General features: G+C 71.5%; 14 protein-coding genes. 10 read left to right on the forward strand and 4 right to left on the reverse strand.

Annotation, left to right across the window (positions count from 1 at the left end; translation table 11 throughout):
* Positions 1-35: 35 nt before the first annotated feature.
* The 8 genes from ACWH49_RS20415 (at position 36) to ACWH49_RS20450 (ending at position 13,912) form a co-directional block, all read left to right on the forward strand.
* The gene (locus ACWH49_RS20415; protein WP_448173129.1) at positions 36-2,474 is read left to right on the forward strand and encodes a DNA internalization-related competence protein ComEC/Rec2; all 2,439 of its coding nucleotides are present in this window, start codon (positions 36-38) and stop codon (positions 2,472-2,474) included.
* 54 nt (positions 2,475-2,528) lie between these two features.
* Positions 2,529-3,965 carry a circularly permuted type 2 ATP-grasp protein gene (locus ACWH49_RS20420; protein ID WP_448173130.1) on the forward strand — a complete coding sequence of 479 codons (1,437 nt, stop codon included), beginning with the start codon at positions 2,529-2,531 and terminating at the stop codon, positions 3,963-3,965.
* A 22-nt stretch (positions 3,966-3,987) separates the two neighbouring features.
* Complete coding sequence (locus tag ACWH49_RS20425; RefSeq protein WP_448173131.1) at positions 3,988-4,980, forward strand: alpha-E domain-containing protein; 993 nt, start codon at positions 3,988-3,990, stop codon at positions 4,978-4,980.
* Positions 4,981-5,029: 49 nt separating this feature from the next.
* Positions 5,030-8,452 (forward strand): transglutaminase family protein, encoded by a 3,423-nt coding sequence (locus ACWH49_RS20430; protein WP_448173132.1) that lies wholly within the window; start codon positions 5,030-5,032, stop codon positions 8,450-8,452.
* Positions 8,453-8,500: 48 nt separating this feature from the next.
* The gene (locus ACWH49_RS20435) at positions 8,501-10,993 is read left to right on the forward strand and encodes a circularly permuted type 2 ATP-grasp protein (protein ID WP_448173133.1); all 2,493 of its coding nucleotides are present in this window, start codon (positions 8,501-8,503) and stop codon (positions 10,991-10,993) included.
* Entirely contained in the window at positions 10,993-12,006 is a 1,014-nt protein-coding gene (locus tag ACWH49_RS20440; RefSeq protein WP_448173134.1) for a transglutaminase family protein, read from the forward strand. Before ACWH49_RS20435 ends, ACWH49_RS20440 begins: the two co-directional genes overlap by 1 nt.
* Before the next feature lie 151 nt (positions 12,007-12,157).
* Positions 12,158-12,577: a hypothetical protein gene (locus ACWH49_RS20445; protein ID WP_448173135.1), complete on the forward strand. Its 420-nt coding sequence runs from the start codon at positions 12,158-12,160 to the stop codon at positions 12,575-12,577.
* 96 nt (positions 12,578-12,673) lie between these two features.
* Positions 12,674-13,912, forward strand: a complete 1,239-nt coding sequence (locus ACWH49_RS20450) for a serine/threonine-protein kinase (protein ID WP_448173136.1) — start codon at positions 12,674-12,676, stop codon at positions 13,910-13,912.
* A 22-nt stretch (positions 13,913-13,934) separates the two neighbouring features.
* Here the strand turns inward: ACWH49_RS20450 and mltB are convergent, their stop codons facing one another.
* From mltB to ACWH49_RS20470, 4 genes are all read right to left on the reverse strand, one after another.
* On the reverse strand, positions 13,935-15,059 hold the full coding sequence (mltB, locus tag ACWH49_RS20455; protein ID WP_448173137.1) for a lytic murein transglycosylase B: 1,125 nt from the start codon (positions 15,057-15,059) through the stop codon (positions 13,935-13,937).
* 29 nt (positions 15,060-15,088) lie between these two features.
* Positions 15,089-17,095: a transglutaminase family protein gene (locus tag ACWH49_RS20460; RefSeq protein ID WP_448173138.1), complete on the reverse strand. Its 2,007-nt coding sequence runs from the start codon at positions 17,093-17,095 to the stop codon at positions 15,089-15,091.
* 89 nt (positions 17,096-17,184) lie between these two features.
* On the reverse strand, positions 17,185-18,189 hold the full coding sequence (locus ACWH49_RS20465) for a DUF58 domain-containing protein (protein WP_448173139.1): 1,005 nt from the start codon (positions 18,187-18,189) through the stop codon (positions 17,185-17,187).
* Complete coding sequence (locus tag ACWH49_RS20470; RefSeq protein ID WP_056468337.1) at positions 18,186-19,130, reverse strand: AAA family ATPase; 945 nt, start codon at positions 19,128-19,130, stop codon at positions 18,186-18,188. Before ACWH49_RS20470 ends, ACWH49_RS20465 begins: the two co-directional genes overlap by 4 nt.
* Positions 19,131-19,166: 36 nt before the next feature.
* On the opposite strand from ACWH49_RS20470, the gene ACWH49_RS20475 reads away from it, so the two are divergent.
* Positions 19,167-20,102 carry a histone deacetylase family protein gene (locus tag ACWH49_RS20475; protein WP_448173140.1) on the forward strand — a complete coding sequence of 312 codons (936 nt, stop codon included), beginning with the start codon at positions 19,167-19,169 and terminating at the stop codon, positions 20,100-20,102.
* Positions 20,095-21,426, forward strand: coding sequence for a mechanosensitive ion channel family protein (locus ACWH49_RS20480; RefSeq protein ID WP_448173141.1), 1,332 nt, complete (start codon positions 20,095-20,097; stop codon positions 21,424-21,426). Before ACWH49_RS20475 ends, ACWH49_RS20480 begins: the two co-directional genes overlap by 8 nt.
* The last annotated feature ends 77 nt before the right edge of the window (positions 21,427-21,503 follow it).

Raw genomic sequence — 21,503 nt, forward strand, 5'->3', positions numbered from 1 at the left:
GTCGGATGGGAAGGCGCAAATCCTACACTGCAGCGATGCAGAGACGAGCCGGGTTCGGGGCACGACTGGTGCTCCTGGCCGGTGCCTGGATCGCCGGCGTGGCGCTGCAACTCCAGCAGCGCGGGCTCTGGTCCACGGAGACCTACGAGCTGATCCTGGCCGGCGGGCTGTGCTGCGGTGCGATCGGCTGGGCGGGCTGGCGCGGCCGCGGCGCGCTGGCCGCCGCCTGCCTCGGCGTGCTGCTGACCGCCCATGGTGCGACGGGGCTGCGCGCCGCGCTGCGCCTGGCGGATGCGCTGCCGGCCGCGATCGAAGGCCGCGACCTGGTCGTCAGCGGCGTCGTCGCCGGCCTGCCGCAGCGCAGTGCGGCGGGGTTGCGCTTCCGGTTCGAGACCGACGCGGCAACGCTCGACGGCCAGCCCGTCACCGTGCCGGCGCTGCTGACCGTCGGCTGGTTCAAGGGCCAGCACGAGGACGCGGTGCTGAGCGAGCCGCAGGCCGAGCTGCGCGCCGGCCAACGCTGGCGCTTCACGCTGCGCCTGCGTCGGCCGCACGGCAGCATGAACCCGCACGGCTTCGACTACGAACTGCTGTTGTTCGAGCAGGGCGTGCGCGCCACCGCGAGCGTGCGGGACGCACCGCCGCCCGAGTTGCTGCACCGTGCCGCGGGCTACCCGGTCGAGCGGCTGCGGCAGCGCGTGCGCGACGCGATCGAGGCCAGCGTGCCCGACCGCCGCGCCGCCGGCGTGCTGGCCGCGCTCGCCGTCGGCGACCAGGGCGCGATCGAGCGCGAGGACTGGGATCTGTACCGCAACACCGGCATCGCCCACCTGGTCAGCATCAGCGGCCTGCACATCACGATGTTCGCCTGGCTCGCCGGCGGTCTGATCGCGCGCCTCTGGTCCCGCAGCCGGCGTGCGGCGCTGTGGTGTCCGGCGCCGCTCGCGGCCGCGTGGGGCGGCCTGGCGTGCGCGGGCGCGTATGCGGTGTTTTCCGGCTGGGGCGTGCCCTCCCAGCGCACGATCTGCATGCTGGCGGTCGTCACGCTCGCGCGCAGCGCCGGAGTGCGCTGGCCCTGGGGCCTGGTGCTGCTGGCCGCGGCCGTGGCCGTCACCGCCTTCGACCCGTGGGCGCTGTTGCAGGCCGGCTTCTGGTTGTCGTTCGGTGCGGTCGGTCTGCTGATGGCGTCGGCACCGGGGCAGGCGACGCGTGTCGTCGAACCGGTCTCGGGCTGGCGCGGCTGGCCGGCTCGCGTGTGGACGGCGTGGCGCGCCGACCTGCGCACGCAGCTCGTCGCGACGATCGGCCTGACACCGCTGTCGCTGGTGTTCTTCCAGCAGGTGTCGGTGGTCGGCTTTGCGGCCAACCTGATCGCGATCCCGGTGATCACGCTGGTGATCACGCCGCTGGCGCTGCTTGGCGTCGCGTTCGTGCCGCTGTGGATCGTGGGCGCGTGGGTCGTGCAGGGGCTCAATGCCGTGCTGGCATCGCTGGTCGCGATGCCGGCGGCGGTGTGGCTGGTGCCCGTCGCGCCGGCGTGGGCGCAACTCGCCGGATTGTCGGGCGCGTTGCTCGCCGTGCTGCCCCTGCCGTGGCGCGTGCGGGCGCTCGCCGTCCCGCTGCTGATCCCGTTGCTGCTGCCGCCGCGCGATGTGCCGGCCGAGGGCCGCTTTGACGTGGTGGCGCTCGATGTCGGGCAGGGCAGCGCGGTGCTCGTGCGCACGCGGGCGCACCTGCTCGTGTTCGATGCCGGCCCGCAATACGCGCGCGAGAGCGACGCCGGCCAGCGGGTCGTGCTCCCGCTGCTGCGCGCGCGCGGCGAGGCGCGCATCGACCGGCTGGTGCTGAGCCACCGCGACATCGACCACGTCGGCGGCGCCGCGGCACTGCTGAAGGCGATGCCGGTGCAGGAGCTGATGAGTTCGCTCGAGCCCGACCACCCGCTGCTGCGCCTGGCACCACGCGCGACCCGTTGCGAGGCCGGGCAGGCCTGGGACTGGGACGGCGTCCGCTTCGAGATGCTGCGCCCGCCGATCGACGACTACGCGCGCCCGATGAAATCGAACGCGATGTCGTGCGTGCTGCGCGTCGTCGGCGCAGGCGCCGGCGCGCCCAGCGTGCTGCTGACCGGCGACATCGAGCGCGAACAGGAACTGGCGCTCGTCGCCCACGTGCCAGGCGCGCTGCGCAGCGACGTGCTGATCGCACCGCACCACGGCAGCAAGACCTCGTCGAGCGACGCCTTCCTGGACGCGGTGGCGCCACGGGTCGCCGTCTTCCAGGCCGGTTACCGCAACCGCTTCGGCCACCCCGCGCCGCAGGTGGTGGAGCGCTATCGGGCGCACGGCATCGCCACCGCGAGCACACCGGGCTGCGGCGCCTGGACGTGGCGCAACGGCGCCATCGGCGAGGCCCGGTGCGAGCGCGAGGTCGCCCGCCGCTACTGGCATCACGCCGCCGATTACCATGAATGATCGAGGTCGTCATTGGCCTGGAATTTGCTACCCTGTGCCCGAGGAGACTTGCCTATGAGACCCAGCTTCGACGAAATGCGCGCCGATGCCAACACGATCCGCGAGCACTACCGCGGCTACGACCGTTGGCTGTCACAGCAACCCAATGATGTGATGCTGTCGCGCCGCGAAGAAGCTGAAGTCATCTTTCGCCGCGTCGGCATCACCTTCGCGGTCTATGGCGCGAAGGACGAGGACGGCCACGGCAACGAGCGGCTGATCCCGTTCGACCTGATCCCCCGCGTGATCCCCGCGCACGAATGGGCCGAGATGGAGAAGGGCCTCGCGCAACGCGTGACGGCGCTCAACCGCTTCATCCACGACGTCTACCACGGCCAGGAGATCATCAAGGCCGGCCACGTGCCTGCCGAGCAGATCCTGAACAACGCGCAGTTCCGCCCCGAGATGATGGGCGTCGATGTGCCGGGCGGCATCTACTCGCACATCTCCGGCATCGACATCATCCGCGCCGCCAATGCCGACGGCAGAGGCAGCTACTACGTGCTCGAGGACAACCTGCGCGTGCCCAGCGGCGTGAGCTACATGCTCGAGGACCGCAAGATGATGATGCGGCTGTTCCCCGAGCTGTTCAGCCAGCACCGCGTTGCGCCGGTCGCGCACTACCCCGACCTGCTGCTCGAGACGCTGCGCTCGGTCGCGCCGGCCTCGGTGAACGAGCCGACCGTCGTCGTGCTGACGCCGGGCATGCACAACAGCGCGTACTTCGAGCACGCGTTCCTGGCCCAGCAGATGGGCATCGAGCTGGTCGAGGGGCAGGACCTGTTCGTCAAGGACAACTTCGTCTACATGCGCACGACGCAGGGCCCGAAGCGGGTCGACGTGATCTACCGCCGCGTCGACGACGACTTCCTCGACCCGCAGGTCTTCCGCAAGGATTCGACGCTCGGCTGTGCCGGACTGCTGAGCGCCTACCGCGCCGGCAACGTCACGCTCAGCAATGCGATCGGCACCGGCGTGGCGGACGACAAGTCGATCTACCCGTACGTGCCGAAGATGATCGAGTTCTACCTCGGCGAGAAGCCGATCCTGCACAACGTGCCGACCTACATGTGCCGCAAGACCGAGGACCTGAGCTACGTGCTCGCCAACCTCGACCAGCTGGTCGTCAAGGAGGTCCATGGGGCGGGCGGCTACGGCATGCTGATCGGGCCCGCGGCGACCAAGGCGGAGATCGAGGATTTCCGCACCGCGCTGCTCGCCAACCCGAGCGGCTACATCGCGCAGCCCACGCTGAGCCTGTCGACCTGCCCGACGTACGTGGAGAGCGGCATCGCGCCGCGCCACATCGACCTGCGGCCTTTCGTGCTCTCGGGCAAGGAGGTGCAGATGGTGCCGGGCGGGCTGACCCGCGTGGCGCTGAAGGAAGGGTCGCTGGTCGTCAACTCGTCGCAGGGCGGCGGGACCAAGGACACCTGGGTGCTGGAAGCCTGATCGGCGAAAGGGAGAGAACACGATGTTGTCAAGAACCGCCGATCACCTGTTCTGGATGGCCCGCTACATGGAGCGGGCCGAGAACACCGCGCGCATGCTGGACGTGAACTACCAGGCGTCGCTGATGCCGCAGTCCGCCGAGGACGCCGAGAAGGGCTGGAAGGGCCTGCTCGGCATCAGCGAACTGACCGGTGACTTCGCGAAACGCTACGGCGCCGTCACGCCGGACAGCGTGATGCGCTACATGGTCAGCGACGAAGGGAACGGCTCGAGCATCCGCAACTGCCTGCAGGCCGCGCGCGAGAACGCCCGCGCGGTGCGCGGCACGCTGACCACCGAGGTCTGGGAGACGCAGAACCAGACCTGGCTCGAGTTCCAGCGCATGGTCTCGACCGAGTCCTTCCTGCGCGACCCGAGCACGCTGTTCGAGTGGGTCAAGTTCCGCTCGCACCTGTCGCGCGGCGTCACGGTCGGCACGATGCTGCAGGACGAGGCCTTCCACTTCCTGCGCATCGGCAGCTTCCTGGAGCGGGCCGACAACACGGCGCGGCTGCTCGACGTGAAGTTCCACGCCGTCGAGAGCGAGTACCACGGCTTCCAGACCCAGAGCCAGAACGGCGCCGGCGAGACGGCCGCGACGCGCGATACCGAGGTCGACTTCTACCACTGGTCCGGCATCCTGCGCTCGGTCTCGGGGTTCGAGGTCTACCGCAAGGCCTACCGCAACGTGATCCGACCCGAGAAGGTGGCCGAGCTGCTGATCCTGCGGCCGGACATGCCGCGTTCTCTCGCGGCCTGCATGCACGAGGTGGTGGGCAACCTGAAGATGGTGGCCAACGAGCAGTCGACCGAGACGCTGCGCAAGGCCGGCCGGCTGCAGGCCGACCTGCAGTACGGGCGCATCGACGAGATCCTCGCGACCGGCCTGCACGCCTACCTGACGCAGTTCCTCGAACGCGTCGGCACGCTGGGCATCGGCATCAGCCGCGATTTCCTCGTGCCGGTCGCGGCCTGAGCGTTCACGCACCTCTCCACCAGAACTCGAACATCCGTCCGGAGACTCCATGTCCATCCACGTCGCGCTGAATCACGTCACGCACTACCGCTACGACCGGCCGATCAACCTCGGCCCGCAGATCGTGCGGCTGCGCCCGGCGCCGCATTCGCGCACGCGCATCCTCAGCTACTCGATGCGGGTCGAACCGGCCACGCACTTCATCAACTGGCAGCAGGATCCGCAGTCGAACTACCTGGCGCGGCTGGTGTTCCCGGACAAGACCACGAGCTTCCGGATCGAGATCGACCTCGTCGCCGAGATGGCGACGCTGAACCCGTTCGACTTCTTCCTCGAACCGTCGGCCGAGCACTACCCGTTCAAGTACGAGCCCGAGGTCGAGACCGAGCTCGCGTCGTACATGATCAAGGCGCCGCTGACGCCCGAATTCGCGGCCTACCTCGCGCAGGTGCCGCGCGAGAAGACACCGACCAACGACTGGCTGGTCTCGCTGAACCAGAAGCTGCAGCGCGACATCGGCTACCTCGTGCGCATGGAGCCCGGCGTGCAGACGCCGGAAGAAACGTTGGTCAAGGCCAGCGGCTCCTGCCGCGACACCGGCTGGCTGCTGGTGCAGCTGCTGCGTCACCTCGGCCTGGCGGCGCGCTTCGTCTCCGGCTACCTGATCCAGCTGAAGAGCGACGTCAAATCGCTCGACGGCCCGAGCGGCACCGAGATCGACTTCACCGACCTGCACGCCTGGTGCGAGGTCTTCTTGCCCGGCGCCGGCTGGATCGGCCTGGACCCGACCTCCGGCCTGCTCGCCGGCGAGGGCCACATCCCGCTCGCGTGCTCGCCCGAGCCCGGCTCGGCCGCGCCGGTCAGCGGCGCGATCGACGAGTGCGAGACGACCTTCGAGCACGCGATGTCGGTCACCCGCGTCTGGGAGGCGCCGCGCGTCACGCTGCCCTACACCGAGGAACAGTGGAGCGCGATCGACGCGCTCGGCCACCAGGTCGACAACGACCTGCGCAAGCACGACGTGCGGCTGACGCAGGGCGGCGAGCCGACCTTCGTCTCGGTCGACGACCGCGAGGGCGCCGAGTGGAACACCGAGGCGATGGGCCCGACCAAGCGCCTGCTCAGCGCCGACCTGATGGACAAGCTGCGCGCCAAGTACGGCGACGGCGGCCTGCTGCATTACGGCCAGGGCAAGTGGTATCCGGGCGAGCAGCTGCCGCGCTGGTCGCTGAACCTGTTCTGGCGCAAGGACAAGGAGCCGGTCTGGACGCACCCCGAGCTGTTCGCGAGCGAGCACCAGGACTACGGCGTCACCGAGGCGCACGCGCATCGCTTCCTCGCCGGCGTCGCGAAGCGGCTCGGCCTCGATCCGAAGTACGTGTTCCCGGCCTATGAAGACACCTGGTACTACCTGTGGCGCGAGCGCAAGCTGCCGACCAACGTCGACCCGTTCGACGCGCGCCTGTCCGATCCGCTCGAGCGCGACCGGATCCGCAAGATCTTCACGCAGGGGCTGGACAAGGTCGTCGGCCACGTGTTCCCGGTGGCGCGCAACCCCGCCGGCGCGCCGCGCTGGCAGACCGGCCCGTGGTTCCTGCGCGCCGAGCGCTGCTACCTGATCCCGGGCGACTCGGCGATGGGCTACCGCCTGCCGCTGGACTCGCAGCCGTGGGCCAAGGACACCGACCTGCCGTGGGTCTACCCGCCCGACCAGACCCAGCCCTTCGCGCCGCTGCCGCCGTACCGCCGCCTGCGTTTCGCGAACGGCGCGAACGAGATGGGCGCCGGGGCCGGCACCGCCGGCGCCGCGAGTTCGCCGGCCGCGAGCGCGCCGGCGTCGGGCAGCTTTGCCGATCGCTCGCGCGCGGCGCTCAGCGGCGAGCGCTCGCCCAGCCTGTCCGCCGGCCCCGCGCCGCGCGCGCCGGGCAAGTTCGAGTCGGCCGGCTACGTCACGCGCACCGCGATGAGCGCCGAGCCGCGCAACGGGCGCCTGTACGTCTTCATGCCGCCGGCGACCGCGCTGGAGGACTACCTCGAACTCGTCTGCGCCGTCGAGGACACCGCGCTCGAGATGAACCTGCCGGTGATCCTCGAAGGCTACGAGCCGCCGAAGGACCCGCGCCTGGCGCTGCTGCGCGTCACGCCCGACCCGGGCGTCATCGAGGTCAACATCCACCCGGCGCACAGCTGGGGCGAACTGGTCGACCAGGCCACGCACCTGTATCAGTCGGCGCACGAGACGCGGCTGTCGACCGAGAAGTTCATGCTCGACGGCCGCCACACCGGCACCGGCGGCGGCAACCACTTCGTGCTCGGCGGCGCCACGGTCGCCGATTCCCCGTTCCTGCGCCGGCCCGATCTGCTCGCCAGCATGGTCGCGTACTGGCACAACCACCCGGCACTCAGCTACCTGTTCTCGGGCCTGTTCGTCGGCCCGACCAGCCAGGCGCCGCGGGTGGACGAGGCGCGCAACGACTCGGTCTACGAGATCGAGATCGCGTTCGCCGAACTCAAGCGCATCACCGCCACGCAGGGCCAGGTGCCGCCGTGGCTGGTCGATCGGCTGATGCGCAACCTGCTGATCGACGTCTCGGGCAACACCCACCGCGCCGAGTTCTGCATCGACAAGCTGTACTCGCCCGACGGCCCGACCGGGCGCCTCGGCCTGCTGGAAATGCGTGCGTTCGAGATGCCGCCGCACGCCCGCATGAGCCTGACCCAGCAGTTGCTGATGCGCGCGCTGGTGTCGCGCTTCTGGCAGGACCCGTACCGCCCCGAACGCCTGAAGCGCTGGGGCACCGAGCTGCACGACCGCTTCATGCTGCCGCACTTCATCTGGCAGGACCTGTCGGATGTCTGCGAGGAACTGAACGCGGCCGGCTACCCGGTCGAGCTGGAGTGGTTCGCGCCGCACCTGAACTTCCGCTTCCCGCGCCTGGGCGACTTCGCGGCGATGGGCGTCAACGTCGAGTTGCGGCTCGCGCTCGAACCCTGGCACGTGATGGGCGAGGAGGGCGCCGTCGGCGGCACCGCGCGCTTCGTCGATTCGTCGGTCGAGCGCATCCAGGTGCGCGTGACCGGGCTGGTCGGCGACCGCCACGTGCTGACCTGCAACGGCCGCGCGATCCCGCTACAGCCCACCGGCAAGGTCGGCGAGTTCGTCGGCGCAGTGCGCTACCGCGCCTGGAACCCGCCGTCCGCGTTGCACCCGAGCATCGACGTGCACGCGCCGCTGACCTTCGACCTGCTCGACACCTGGATGCACCGCTCGATGGGCGGCTGCCAGTACCACGTCGCGCACCCGGGCGGCCGCAGTTACGACACCTTCCCGGTCAACATGCTCGAGGCCGAGGCGCGGCGCCTGGCGCGCTTCTTCCGCACCGGCCACACGCCGGGCTACCTGAGCGCGCCCAAGGAAGAGCGCAACCCGAACTTCCCGTTCACGCTCGACCTTCGCAGAGCCGCGGGGTGACGCGCCACGGGCGACAATGCGCCCCGTGACAAAAGACGCCCCACTTCGATGTTGAGAGACCTGCTCGACGCCTACGCCGTCCCCGGCAGCCGCTTCGACGAGATGCTGGCGGCGCCGGGCGTGCCACGTCCGCACTGGGACGCGTTCCTGCGCTCGCTGGCGGCGCGCGACGGGCCCGAGATCGGCGACACGCTGTCGCTGATGGAGCGCGAGATCCGCGAGAACGGCATCACTTACAACGTCTACGCCGATCCGCAGGGCGCCGACCGGCCCTGGGAGGTCGATCCGCTGCCGCTGCTGCTGGCCGCCGACGAGTGGGCCGCGATCGAGGCCGGCATCGCCCAGCGCGCCGACCTTTTGAACCGCGTGCTGGCCGACATCTACGGCCCGCAGGCGCTGCTGCGCAGCGGCGCCATTCCGGCGCCGGTGATCTTCGGTCACAGCGGCTTCCTGCACCCGGTCAAGGGCGTGCGGCCGGCCGGTGGCGTGCACCTGTTCCAGTACGCGGCCGACCTGGCGCGCTCGCCCGACGGCAGCTGGTGGGTGGTCGGCGACCGCACCCAGGCGCCGTCCGGCGCCGGCTACGCGCTCGAGAACCGGCTGGTCGTCTCGCGCGTGTTCCCGCAGATGTTCGCGGACCTGAACGTGCAGCACCTCGCATCGTTCTTCGCCGCGGTGCGCGACTCGCTGCTGCACTGGGCGCCGAAGCCGATGCCCGGTGACGACACGAGGGCGGGCGCGCCGCTCGTCGTGCTGCTGACGCCGGGCCCGTTCAACGAGACCTATTTCGAGCACGCGCTGCTGGCCCGCTACCTCGGCTTCCCGCTGGTCGAAGGCAGCGACCTGACGGTGCGCAGCGGCTGCGTCTGGATGAAGACGGTCGAGGGCCTCAAGCGCGTCCACGCGATCCTGCGCCGCCAGGACGACGACTACTGCGACCCGCTCGAACTGCGCTCCGACTCCGCGCTCGGCGTCGCCGGCCTGACCGATTGCGCGCGTCGCGGCACGGTGTTCCTCGGCAACGCGCTCGGCTCCGGCGTGATCGAATCGGGCGCGCTGCTCGGCTACCTGCCGAAGCTCTCGGAGCAGCTGCTCGGCGAGCCGCTGAAGCTGCCGTCGGTCGCGACCTGGTGGCTCGGCGAGCCGGCCGCGTTCGACGACGCCTGGAAGCGTCTCGACAAGCTGCTGATCAAGCCGCTCGAACGCTCGGCCCGCGAGCCGGCGATCTTCGGCGCCGACCTGTCGCACGACGAGCGCCTCCTGCTGAAGGCCCGCGTCGCCGCGCGGCCGCAGCGCTTCGTCGCGCAGGAGTGGGTGCACGTCTCGCAGGCGCCGGTGCTCGAACGCGGCGACCGCCGTTCGCCGACCCGCGGCGCGCCGGACATGCTCGCGCCCCGGGCCGTCGGCCTGCGTGTGTTCGCGGTCGCGACGCCGAACGGCTACCGGGTGATGCCGGGCGGGCTGACCCGCGTCGCGGTCGACGGCGATTCACGCGTGATCGCGATGCAGCGCGGCGGCCGCTCCAAGGACACCTGGGTGCAGTCGGGGGCGCCGGTCAACGCGGCGTTCTCGCTGCTGTCGACGACGGTGAAGCCGGAGGACCTGGTCGGCTCGCGCGTCAACCTGCCGTCGCGCGCCGCGGAAAACCTGTTCTGGTACGGCCGCTACGGCGAGCGCTGCGACAGCGCGGTGCGCGCGCTGCGGGTCGCAATCGCCGGCGTGCTCGACCATGCCGCCGAGCCCGGCGAAGCCATCGCGCCGGCCATCGTGCTCGCGCAACGCCTCGGTCTGATCCACGACACCAGCGACGCCAACGTGGCGCTGCTGCGTGCCGCGACCCATCCGGACGAAGCGCTGGCGAATCGCCTGCGCCAGCTCCAGCGTGCCGCCTTCAACCTGCGCGACCGCATGTCGGCCGACAACTGGCGCACGCTCAACCAGCTCGCGGCCGACCCGGTGTTCCAGCGCGGCGCCGCGCTGCCGCTGGCGCTGAGCTGGCTCGACCGTGCGGTCACGTCGATGATGACGCTGTCGGGCTTCGTGCTCGACGGCATGACCCGCAGCTCGGGATGGCGTTTCCTGTCGATCGGGCGACGGCTCGAGCGCCTGTCGCACCTGTGCGTGTCGCTGCAGGTCGCGACGACCGACGGCGCCGCGCACGGCCTGGACTGGCTGCTCGAGCTGACCGACTCGACCGGCACCTACCGCGGCCGCTACCTGGTCGCGCCCGAGTGGCTGCCGGTGCTCGACATCCTGATGCGCGACGAGACCAACCCGCGCTCGCTGGCGTTCCAGGTCAAGGGCCTGGCCGAGTACATCGCCAAGCTCGAGCTCAGCCACGGGCGCTTCGCCAGCGACGTGCTCGCGCCGGCGCACGCGGCGCTGCGCGATCTCGCGCCGCACGACCTGCATCCCGAGAGCGAGGCCGTCGCGGATGTGCTCGAACAGCTGCGCCGCTGCGCCGGCGCGGTCTCCGACGAGCTGACGCTCAAGTTCTTCCAGCATGCCGCGTCGCGCAGCGTGCTGTCGCTGGTGGCGTGATGATGGAACCGCAGCGCTACACCGTTCACCACGAGACGCGGTATGCGTACACGGCGCCGGTCTCGCAGTCATGGCAGCTGGCGCGGCTGACGCCGCGCATGCTGCCTTGGCAGCGCGTGCTCTCGTACACGCTCGAGATCGAACCGAAGGCCGACGAGCGTCGCGACGAACTCGACAGCTTCGGCAACATGGTCACGCACTTCGGCCTGCACGGCGCGCACCGGATGCTGAAGGTGCGGATGGAGTGCCTGGTCGAGGTGCTCGAACGGCCACCCGTCGATGGGACGACGCCTGCGCTGCAGGAGCAGCTGTCCTTGGCGATGCAGACCCGGACGGAGGTACAGGCGCAGGCGCAGGCGCAGGCACAGGCACAGGCACAGGCACAGGCACAGTCGCAAACGCTCGCGCGGCAGCCGGCCGAGCTCGCCTGGGAGGCCGTGCGCGAGGCGATCCGCCGCGAGCCGCAGCAGGACGACCTGATCCCCGCCAGCATGAGCGAGCCGACCCCGCTGGTGCCGTTGTCGGAGGGCGCCCGCCATTACGCCAGCAAGTCGTTCGCGCGCGACCGGCCCTGGCTCGACGCAGTCAGCGAGCTGATGCGCCGCATCCACGACGACTTCGAGTTCGAGCCCGGCGCCACGACCGTCAGCACCTCGGTCGACGAAGTGCTGTACCAGCGCCGCGGCGTCTGCCAGGACTTCGCGCACCTGATGCTGGCGTGCCTGCGCGGCCACGGCCTGCCGGCGCGCTACGTGTCGGGCTACCTGCTGACCGATCCACCGCCGGGCATGCCGCGGCTGATGGGGGTCGACGCCTCGCACGCCTGGGTCGCGGCCTATTCGCCGCAGCACGGCTGGGTCGAGTTCGACCCGACCAACCGCCAGCTCGCCGACCAGCGCTACATCACGCTGACCTGGGGCGCCGACTTCGCCGACGTGGTGCCGCTGCGCGGCGTGATCTACGGCGGCGGCGACCAGCGCATGGACGTCGAGGTCAGCGTCATCCCGGCCTGAGCGCCATCCGCCCGCCCTGGGGCCCCCGGCGGAGGGAGCGTCCCGGTCCCCCGGATTCCCCGCCGGCATTCCGCCTTCGCGGGGATGGCCCGCGCCGCGGCGGGCCGCAACACTGAGGGCACCGCATCGACCCCTGTCCGAGACCTCGACCATGGCCCGCTTCCAGTTCATCCCGCGTTCGTTCCTGACCTCCCGCCGCACGGCCTGCGCGATCGTCCACCGCGCGCTGCGCGAGCAGCCGCCGCAGGCCGCCTTCGAGCCCGCGCAAGGCCCGGGTTGGTTCGACTCCAGCTTCGAGTTGTCGCACGGGCTCGACGTGCGCGACGCCGGGGAGGGCGGCTACGACGACTGGCTGGCCGCCCGGGCGATCGCCGAACGCCGCGTCGCCGCGAAGCGCGCGCCGCGTCGCGCGGCCCCCGCGCCGCGCGCCGAGCCCGGCGACATGATGGATCTGGCCGATCTGGCCGATCTGACCCATCTGGCCCGGCGCGTGTCGGCGACTCCCGCCGATGCCACGCCGACAGTGGACGAGTTCAGCCGCTTCGGCATCGAGGGTCTCGCGCTGGCCTGACGCCCGGTGTGCCGCGTTCCCACGAATGACGGATTGCGGCGTCCGGGTGCGCCACCTACCCTTCATCGAATCAACCTCGACCCGACGACGACTGCGATGAACCGGACCCCGGTGGCCGACTGGCAACAACTCTCCGCGCTGTACAAGCTGGCGGCCGCGCTCGATGCCGACTCGCTCGAGGACTGGCTGTTGCGGCTGGAGGCCCAGGCACACCCGCTGCTACCGCAACTGCAGCAGATGCTCGACGACCGCGCGCGCACGCCCTACAGCGATCTCTTCGAGGACCTGCCGTCCCCGCGGTCGCCGCGGCCGGCGCGGCGCGAGGAGACCCGCGACGCGGCGCGGCGCGAAGGCGGCCGCTTCGGCCCGTACCGTCTGCAGCGCCGCATGGCCGACGGCGACGCGGCCGAGGTCTGGCTGGCGCAGCGCGACGATGCCGCGGCGTCCGCGCGCGAGGTCATCACGCTGCTGTCGCGCCAGGCCGGCGCGGTCGAGCGCGACACCTTCACCCGGCGCTTCGAGCGCGAACGCGACATGCTCGCCGCGCTCAATCACCCGAACATCGCCGGCCTGCATGGCGCCGGCGTGACGGCGTCCGGCCGGCCCTGGATCGCACGCGAATTCGTCGACGGCGAGCCGCTGATGGCCTGGTGCAACGGGCGGCGCCTCGGCATCCGTGCACGCGTCCTGCTGTTCAGGCAGGTGGTGCTGGCGGTCCGGCATGCCCATGCGCACCTGGTGCTGCACCGCGACCTGAACCCCGACAACCTCCTGGTCACCCGGCAGGGCGAGGTGCGGGTGCTCGACTTCGGGCTGGTCCAGCTGCTGGAGCCCGATGGCGTCGCCTCGGTCGAGACCGAGATGACGCGCCTCGCCGGCAACCCCGTGCTGCCCTGGTACGCCGCGCCGGAGCAGCTCCTCGGCCAGTCGCTGACCACCGCCTGCGATGTCTATGCGCTGGGCGTGATCCTCTACGAACTGCTGTGCGGGCATCGTCCGGACGAGCCGACGATCGAGAGTGCCGCCGTGCTGGAGCAGTCGATCCTCGACATCGTGCCGCGTCCGCCGAGCGAGCGTAGGCTCGGGCCGGAGATCGCCCGGCAGCGCGGCAGCACGCCGGCCCGGCTGCGCCACGCGCTCGCCGGTGACCTCGACGCCATCGTGCTGAAGACGCTCGCGAAGCAACCGAGCCAGCGCTGCGTGTCGGCGGAGGCGCTGCGCGCCGAACTCGATCGATGGCTCGCCGGCGTGCCGGTCGAATCGCGCGCGATCGGGCGCTGGGGCCGGGCCGGGCGGTTCCTGCAGCGCCAGGTCGAGCGCATCGCCGCCCTCTGAACCGGCGGGCGGTGCCGCGGCCTCAGCGTGGCGTGCGGGCCCGTTCGCGCGCTACCGCTTCACCCAGTTCGATGACGGCCAGTGCGTAATAGCTCGACCAGTTGTAGCGCGTCACCGCGTAGAAGTTCGACGTGCCGGCCACGTAGCTCGGCGCCGCGTCGCCGTTCTGCACCTCGACCAGCGCGAGCTTGCCCACACCGCCCGCTTCGGCCAGCCGCGCGTCGGTCGCGGCCACCGCGTCGCCGAGCACTGCGCCGCGTTCGGCGAATTCCGCCGCGCTGAAGCTCGGGACGATGTCCGGGCCCAGCAGCACCGCGCGGTCGCCCGTGTCGACCGGCACCGCGACGTCGAAGCGCGTCGGCAGCGCGCGGCGCCAGCCGAACTCGGCGAGGTAGTGCGCGACACTGCCGATCACGTCGGCCGGACTGCCGCGCAGGTCGACGCGGCCGTCGCCGTCCAGGTCGACCGCGTACTTGTTGAAGCTCGACGGCATGAACTGCGGCATGCCCAGCGCGCCGGCGAAGCTGCCGGTCGGCCGCAGCGGGTCCAGGCCTTCGCTCTGGCACATCACGAAGAACTCCTCGAGCTCGCTGCGGAAGAACGGCGCGCGGTCCTTGCGGCCGCTCGGGAAGTCGAACGCCAGCGACGTCAGCGCGTCGATGATGCGGAAGCCGCCCATCTGCTGACCGTAGAGCGTCTCGACGCCGACGATGCCGACCACGATCTCCGGCGGCACGCCGTACAGCTCTTCGGCGAGCTGCAGCCACTTCTCGTTCGCGCGCCAGAACGCCGCGCCGGCACGGATGCGGATCGGCTCGACGAAGCGGGCGCGGTAGGCGGCCCAGTTCTTCGCGGTGCCGGCCGGCGGCGGCATGATGAAGCGCGTCACCGCGGGCTGGTAGCGCGCGCTTTGCAGCGCCGCCTGCACGCGCGCCACGTCGAGGCCGCGCCGTTCGGCGAGCTCGGCGCCGAAGCGCATCACGTCCTCGCGTTGGCCGTAGGTGACGATGTCGGGGGCGTCGTCGGTGCGGACGTGGTCGGCGGTCGGCTTCTTCTTGCTCGTGGCCGCCGCATCGGCGGCGGCGACCAGCAGCGTGGTCGAGAGCAGGGCCAGCGCGATGCGATGGCCGAGGGTGAATCGATGCATGCGCCGATTATCGGCGGCGCGTCGGCCGATCAGCCCGCCGCGGCGCGCAACGCACGCGCGTGCGCGACGAAGCGGCGTGTCAATGCGTGATCGGGCCGCGCGATCGTCGTGCGGCTGTAGCGCTGCCGCTCCAGCGCGTCGAGCAGTTCCGCCAGCGGCTCGCCGGCGGCACCCCAGCGCGCGCGCACCCGCCGGGCCAGCGCGCGGGGCGGCTCGTGCGCGGCGGCGCTGACGCCGGCGCGCTGCAGCGCCGCGCGCAGGCGGTCCATCTGGCGTGTCCACGGGTCGACGCGGTGCCGGTCCCACCACGCCCAGGCCGCGCCGACCAGCGCCAGCGTGCTCAGCGCGCCGATCAGCAGCAGCGTCAGGTCCTCCCAGCTCGGCGAGTCGAAGCCGATGTTCTTCAGCAGGTCGAGCTGCTGGCCACGCGAGTAGTTCATTACCCACTGGTTCCAGCGGTTGTTCAGCGCCTCCCAGCCGCCGCGCAGCCGCTCGAGCAGCTGCGGGCTGACATTGGCGATCGCGCCGGCGACGACGCCGCGCGGCGCGAGCAGCCGCACGCTGCGGTTGATGCGCTCCGGGGCGACCGCCGCGGTCGGGTCGGCGCGGACCCAGCCGATGCCGGGCTGCCAGTACTCGGCCCACGCATGGGCGGAGCTCTGGCGCACGACGTAGTAGCCGTCGACCGCGATCGGGTCCGCGCCCTGGTAGCCGGTGACGACCCGCGCGGGCACGTCGAGCGCGCGCATCAGCACGACGAACGCCGCCGCGAAGTGCTCGCAGAAGCCCTCGCGCCGGTCGAGCCAGAACTCGTCGACCGCGTCGCGGCCGTACTCGCCGGGGGCGAGCGTGTAGGTGTAGTTCGACGTGCGGATGTGATCGAGCAGCGCCTGCGCGAGCACGCGCGGCTCGGCGTTCGCGTAGCGCGGGTCGCGGCGCATCGCGGCGGCCCATTCGAGGGTGCGCGGGTTGTAGCCGGGCGGCAGCACGAGCTGGTCCTGCAGCGCGAGCTGCGGCGTCGTCGGGCCGTGGCGGAAGTCGGTGAACGCGACGGCGTCGAAGCGCACCCGCTCGAACAGCGGGCGGTCGGTGCGCCACTCCAGGTCGGCCAGGCCGGTGACGCGCACGCCGTCGATCTTCGGCGCGTCGACGCTCGCCTCGAGCAGCGGCAGCGAGGTCAACCGCGACGGCTCGACCGTCATCTCGTATGCCACGCCCGCGCCACTGGTGCGCAGGTTGCGGCGCACCGGCCCGAAATCGCTGACGCCGGGCGGCGCGATGCGCCACTCGGCGCCGTCGAAATGCGACAGCACCGGCCCGCGGAAGTACAGCGTGCCGGGCGGCGGCGGTGTGCCCGTGAAGCGCAGGCGCAGCGCGATGCTGTCGTCCTGCGCGACCTCGGCCACCGAGCCCATGCGCATCGAGTTCGACAGGCCGGTGGTCGACTGCCCGTCCTGCGGGACGCCCCACAGCGGCCCGATGCGCGGGAACAGCACGAACAGCAGCGCCATGATCGGCGCGCCCCACAGCGCCGTTCTCGCGGACAGACGCGCCGCCTGGCGAAGGCTCGGCTGGCCGACCGGCATGTGGGCCAGCACCAGCGCGGTCAACAGGCCCCAGACCGACACCAGCATCGCCGCCGCGACCGGCAGCGACTGCGAATACAGGAAGTGCGTGAGGACGATGAAGAAGCCGAGGAAGAACACCACGAACGCGTCGCGGCGCGCGCGCAGCTCGAGCGTCTTCAGCGCCATCAGCACCACCGCCAGCGTGACGCCGGCCTCCTTGCCGAGCAGCGTGCGGTGCGACCAGAACGTGAGGGCGGCTGCCAGCGCGAGCGCCGCAACCAGCCACCAGCGGTTCGGCAGCGGCGCGTTGGCCAGCGCGAGCCGTGCGCGCCACAGCAACACCACCAAGGTCAGCAGCGAGCACCACAGCGGCAGGTGCGAGACGTGCGGCAGCACCGTCCAGCCGATCACCGCGAGCAGGAACAGCGTGTCGCGCGCATCGCGCGGCAGAGTCCGCCAATCTGGCAACAGCCGTCCGCGCGCCGGGCCGCCCCAAGCCGGCCCGGATCCCCGCGGGGGATCGAGCGGCGTACCCGCCGGTCGAGGGGCGCCATTCCTCAGTGCCATAGCGCCAGGGCCTCCAGGCATTGCCGGCGCTGCGCATCGCCGTCGGCAGGCGCGATGTCGACGCCGGGCAGGTGCAGCCCGTAATCCGCGCCGGCACGGTGCGCGGCCAGCGTCCAGGCCGTCAGGCGCGACAGCCGCTCCTCGGGCGCGAGCGTGCCGCAGGCCTGCCAGTCCAGCCACAGCTCCTGATGGGCCGACGCGCTGGTGTCGCGGCTGACGAGGTCGCCGCCGCTGTCCAGCGTCTTCGCGGCCTTCTTCCAGGCGATCAGCTTCAGCGGGTCACCGCGCCGGTACGCGCGCACGCCTTCGACCTCGCCGCCGTCGGCGCTGCGCGACTGGGTCGGGCCGCCCGGCACCGCACGGGCAGCCGGTAACGCGGCAGGCGGGCGCTCGGGCGCGGGGTAGACCAGCAGCTGCCCCGCCGGCCGCCAGACCGTCCAGACGCGGAACAGGCCGAGCGGGAAGCGCGTCTCGGCGCCCAGCGTCGGCGGCTCGTGCCGGCCGCGGCGCGGCGGCACGAAGCTGACCTGCGCATGCGCCTGGCCGAGCGCCGGCACGTCGATCCAGGTCAGCGTGTTTTCGGGCGCGCCATAGACCTTCAGGCCGATGCCGAAGCGCGCCGCGCCCGTGCTGGTCAGCACCACGTCGAGCACCGCCGGGTCACCGGCGAACACCGGCGCGACCGGCTTCAGGTGCAGCGTGAGACCGCGCAGCGTCGCGTGGGTCAGGTGCATCGACACGACGCCGCTGCCGGCCAGCAGGAAGGTCAGCACGTAGCCGAGGTTCAGCTGGTAGTTGACCGACGCCACCAGCAGCACCAGCAGCGTCGCGCCGAACATCCAGCCCGCGCGTGTCGGCAGGATGTAGACGTTGCGCTGCGTCAGCTGCAGCGTGTCGGTGCGCGGCTGGCGCGCGTCGATCCAGGCGCGGAAGCGGGCGCGGATGTGCGCGGCCGGGTTCAGCCCCGGCGGGGCCAGACCCGCGTCGACCGTCACGGCAACGCCACCGCCTCGACCATCGCGCGCACCTGCTCGACCCGGCCGCGGCCGGCGCCGGCGACGGGCACCAGGCGATGGGCGATGGTCTGGGGCAGCACGTACTGCACGTCGTCGGGCGCCACGTAGTCGCGCTGGCCGAGCAGGGCGCGGGCGCGCGCGGCGCGCAGCACGCCGATGCCGGCGCGCGGGCTCAGGCCCTCGACGAACCAGCGGCCCGAGCGGGTCGCGGCAATCAGCGCCTGCAGGTAGTCGAGCAGCGCGTCCGACACGTGCACCGCCTGCACCGCCTGCTGCGCCTCGACGAGTTGCAGCGGCGTCATCACCGCGCGCAGGCCGTGGATCGCCTCGCGGCGGTCCTGCCCGGCGAGCAGCGCGCGCTCGCTGGCCTGGTCGGGGTAGCCCAGCGTCAGGCACATCAGGAAGCGGTCGAGCTGCGATTCGGGCAGTGGGTAGGTGCCGAGCTGGTCGCTCGGGTTCTGCGTTGCGATCACGAAGAACGGCTCGGGCAGCGCGCGGGTCTCGCCCTCGACAGTGACCTGATGCTCCTCCATCGCCTCCAGCAGCGCGCTCTGCGTCTTCGGCCCGGCGCGGTTGATCTCGTCGGCCAGCAGCACCTGCGCGAACACCGGCCCGGGGTGGAAGACGAAAGTTTCCTTGCTGCGTTCGTAGACACTGACTCCGATCAGGTCCGAGGGCATCAGGTCGGCGGTAAATTGGGTCCGCGAGAAGCGCAGCCCGAGCGACACCGCCAACGCGTGGGCCAGCGTGGTCTTGCCGACGCCCGGAACGTCCTCGATCAGCAGGTGCCCGCCCGCCAGCATGCAGGCGACGCAGTCTTCGATCTGGGCGCGCTTGCCGACGATAATCGTGGCGATCTGGTCGACCAGAGCCGTCAGCTGTGCGGCGAGCGCCTTGGCAGTGTCCACGCGTTTGTCCATGCAGGAACCTTACCCGAAAAGCCCCGACCGCCGCCGATGACCACTGCCTTCTACAGCCATCCCGACTGCCGCGGCCACGACATGGGCCACGGCCACCCCGAGTGCCCGCAGCGGCTCGACGCGATCGACGACTACCTGCTCGCGACCGGCCTGGACATCGCGCTCGAGCGCTTCGAGGCGCCCCTGGTCGACCTGACCGACGTGGCCAACGCCCACACCAGCGGCTACGTGGCCGAGTTGCGCGATGCGCTCGAGCACCTGGGCGGCGACGACTCGCGCCACGCCTTCGACCCCGACACCTGCGCCAACGCCGGCACCTGGGCCGCGGTGCAGCGCGCCGCCGGCGCCGCGGTGGCCGCGACCGACGCGGTGCTCGACGGCCGGGCCAGCAACGCGTTCTGCTCGGTGCGCCCGCCGGGCCACCACGCCACGCGCAGCGAGACAATGGGTTTCTGCTTCTTCAACAACGTCGCGATCGCGGCGCGCCATGCGCTCGACGTGCGCGGGCTGGAGCGGGTGGCGATCGTCGATTTCGACGTCCACCACGGCAACGGCACCGAGGACATCATCGCCGGCGACGAGCGCGTGCTGATGGTCAGCATCTTCCAGGACCGGCTCTATCCGTTCAGCGGCGGCGTGCCGCTGGGCGAGAACATGGTCAACGTGCCGATCCCCGCCTACACCCGCGGCGCCGAGGTCCGCGAGCTGATCGAGGCCAACTGGATGCCGCGCCTCGACGCGTTCCGGCCGCAGATGATCTTCGTCTCGGCCGGCTTCGACGCGCATCGCGAGGACGACCTGGGCCAGCTCGGCCTGGTCGAGGCCGACTACGAATGGATGACGCTGCGCATCAAGGCCGTTGCCGATCGCCACGCCAATGGCCGCATCGTCTCGTGCCTGGAAGGCGGCTACAACCTCGGCGCGCTGGCGCGCAGCGTCGCCGCCCACCTGCGCGTGCTCGCCGGTGTCTGACGCGGCGGCGGCGGCGGGCCAGCCGTTCGGCCGCATCGAACTGAAAGCGCTGCTGCTCGCGCTCGGCGAGCCGGGCACGCTGGTCGAACTGGCGGTTCTGGCCGGCTGCCTGCTGCTGGCCTGGGTCGTCGTCCGCCTGATCCGCGGCGCCGAGCCGCCGGACGACGAATCGATCTGGTTCGGCCGCCGCATCATCGACGGCGTCCTGTTCCCGATCCTCGCGCTGGCGCTGGCCTTCGCCGCGCAGGTCGCGGTGCATGCGACGGCGCAGGCGGCGGTGTTCCGGCTCGCGGTGCCGATGCTGATCTCGCTGGCGGTGATCCGCCTGAGCGTGCGGGTGCTCGGCGTCACCTTCCCGGACGTGCGCTGGGTGCGCATCGTCGAGCGCAGCATCTCGTGGCTGGCGTGGCTCGCGGTCGTGCTGTGGGTCACCGGCGTGCTGCCGATCCTGATGGACGCGATGGACGACCTGCACTGGAAGATCGGCGCCAGCCGCGTCTCGCTGCGCAACATTGTCGAGGGCACGCTGACCGCCGGGCTGGTGATGGTGCTCGCGCTGTGGATCTCCGCGGCGATCGAGAAGCGGCTGCTGCGCGGCAGCGGCAACACGCTGTCGCTGCGCAAGATGGCCGCCAACATCGTGCGTGTGCTGCTGCTGGTGGTCGGGCTGCTGCTGGCCATGTCGGCCGTCGGCATCGACCTGACCGCGCTGTCGGTGCTCGGCGGCGCGATCGGCGTCGGCGTGGGCCTGGGCCTGCAGAAGATCGCGGCCAACTACGTCAGCGGCTTCGTCGTGCTGGCCGAGCGCTCGCTGCGGATCGGCGACATGGTCAAGGTGGATGGATTCGAAGGCCGGATCAGCGACATCCGCACCCGCTACACCGTCATCCGCGCGCTCAACGGCCGCGAGTCGATCGTGCCGAACGAGATGCTGATCACCCAGCGGGTGGAGAACTCGTCGCTGGCCGACCGGCTGATCGCGCTCAACAGCGCGGTGCAGGTCGCCTACGGCACCGACATCCGCGCCCTGCAGCCCAAGCTCGAGGCCGCGATGCGCGCCGTGCCGCGGGTGCTGGAGCAACCCGGCCCGGCCGTTCACCTGAGCGAGTTCGCCGCCGACGGCATCAACCTGAACCTGGCGTTCTGGATCGGCGACCCCGAGAACGGGCAGGGCAACGTGCGCTCGGACGTGAACCTGGCCGTGCTGGACCTGCTCGCCGCCGAGGGGGTCGAGATCCCGTTCCCGCAGCGGGTGATGCACGCGCCGCCCGGCGCCGCCGCCGCCGAACCGCCCGCGCCGGGCGCGCCGCCGCCGCCCGGCTGATCCCCCGGATGGCTCCTCGGCGGGGCGCCAATGGCTCCTTCGGTCGATGTGCGCGCGGGCGCCGATTTCTACAGTGA

Source organism: Rhizobacter fulvus, from assembly GCF_964020785.1.

Coding starts and splice junctions, on each gene's coding strand:
- mltB (WP_448173137.1), bottom strand. CDS start 15,059: ATGCATCGATTCACCCTCGGCCATCGCATCGCGCTGGCCCTGCTCTCG.
- ACWH49_RS20475 (WP_448173140.1), top strand. CDS start 19,167: ATGACCACTGCCTTCTACAGCCATCCCGACTGCCGCGGCCACGACATG.
- ACWH49_RS20420 (WP_448173130.1), top strand. CDS start 2,529: ATGAGACCCAGCTTCGACGAAATGCGCGCCGATGCCAACACGATCCGC.
- ACWH49_RS20415 (WP_448173129.1), top strand. CDS start 36: ATGCAGAGACGAGCCGGGTTCGGGGCACGACTGGTGCTCCTGGCCGGT.
- ACWH49_RS20450 (WP_448173136.1), top strand. CDS start 12,674: ATGAACCGGACCCCGGTGGCCGACTGGCAACAACTCTCCGCGCTGTAC.
- ACWH49_RS20430 (WP_448173132.1), top strand. CDS start 5,030: ATGTCCATCCACGTCGCGCTGAATCACGTCACGCACTACCGCTACGAC.
- ACWH49_RS20435 (WP_448173133.1), top strand. CDS start 8,501: ATGTTGAGAGACCTGCTCGACGCCTACGCCGTCCCCGGCAGCCGCTTC.
- ACWH49_RS20440 (WP_448173134.1), top strand. CDS start 10,993: ATGATGGAACCGCAGCGCTACACCGTTCACCACGAGACGCGGTATGCG.
- ACWH49_RS20445 (WP_448173135.1), top strand. CDS start 12,158: ATGGCCCGCTTCCAGTTCATCCCGCGTTCGTTCCTGACCTCCCGCCGC.
- ACWH49_RS20470 (WP_056468337.1), bottom strand. CDS start 19,130: ATGGACAAACGCGTGGACACTGCCAAGGCGCTCGCCGCACAGCTGACG.
- ACWH49_RS20425 (WP_448173131.1), top strand. CDS start 3,988: ATGTTGTCAAGAACCGCCGATCACCTGTTCTGGATGGCCCGCTACATG.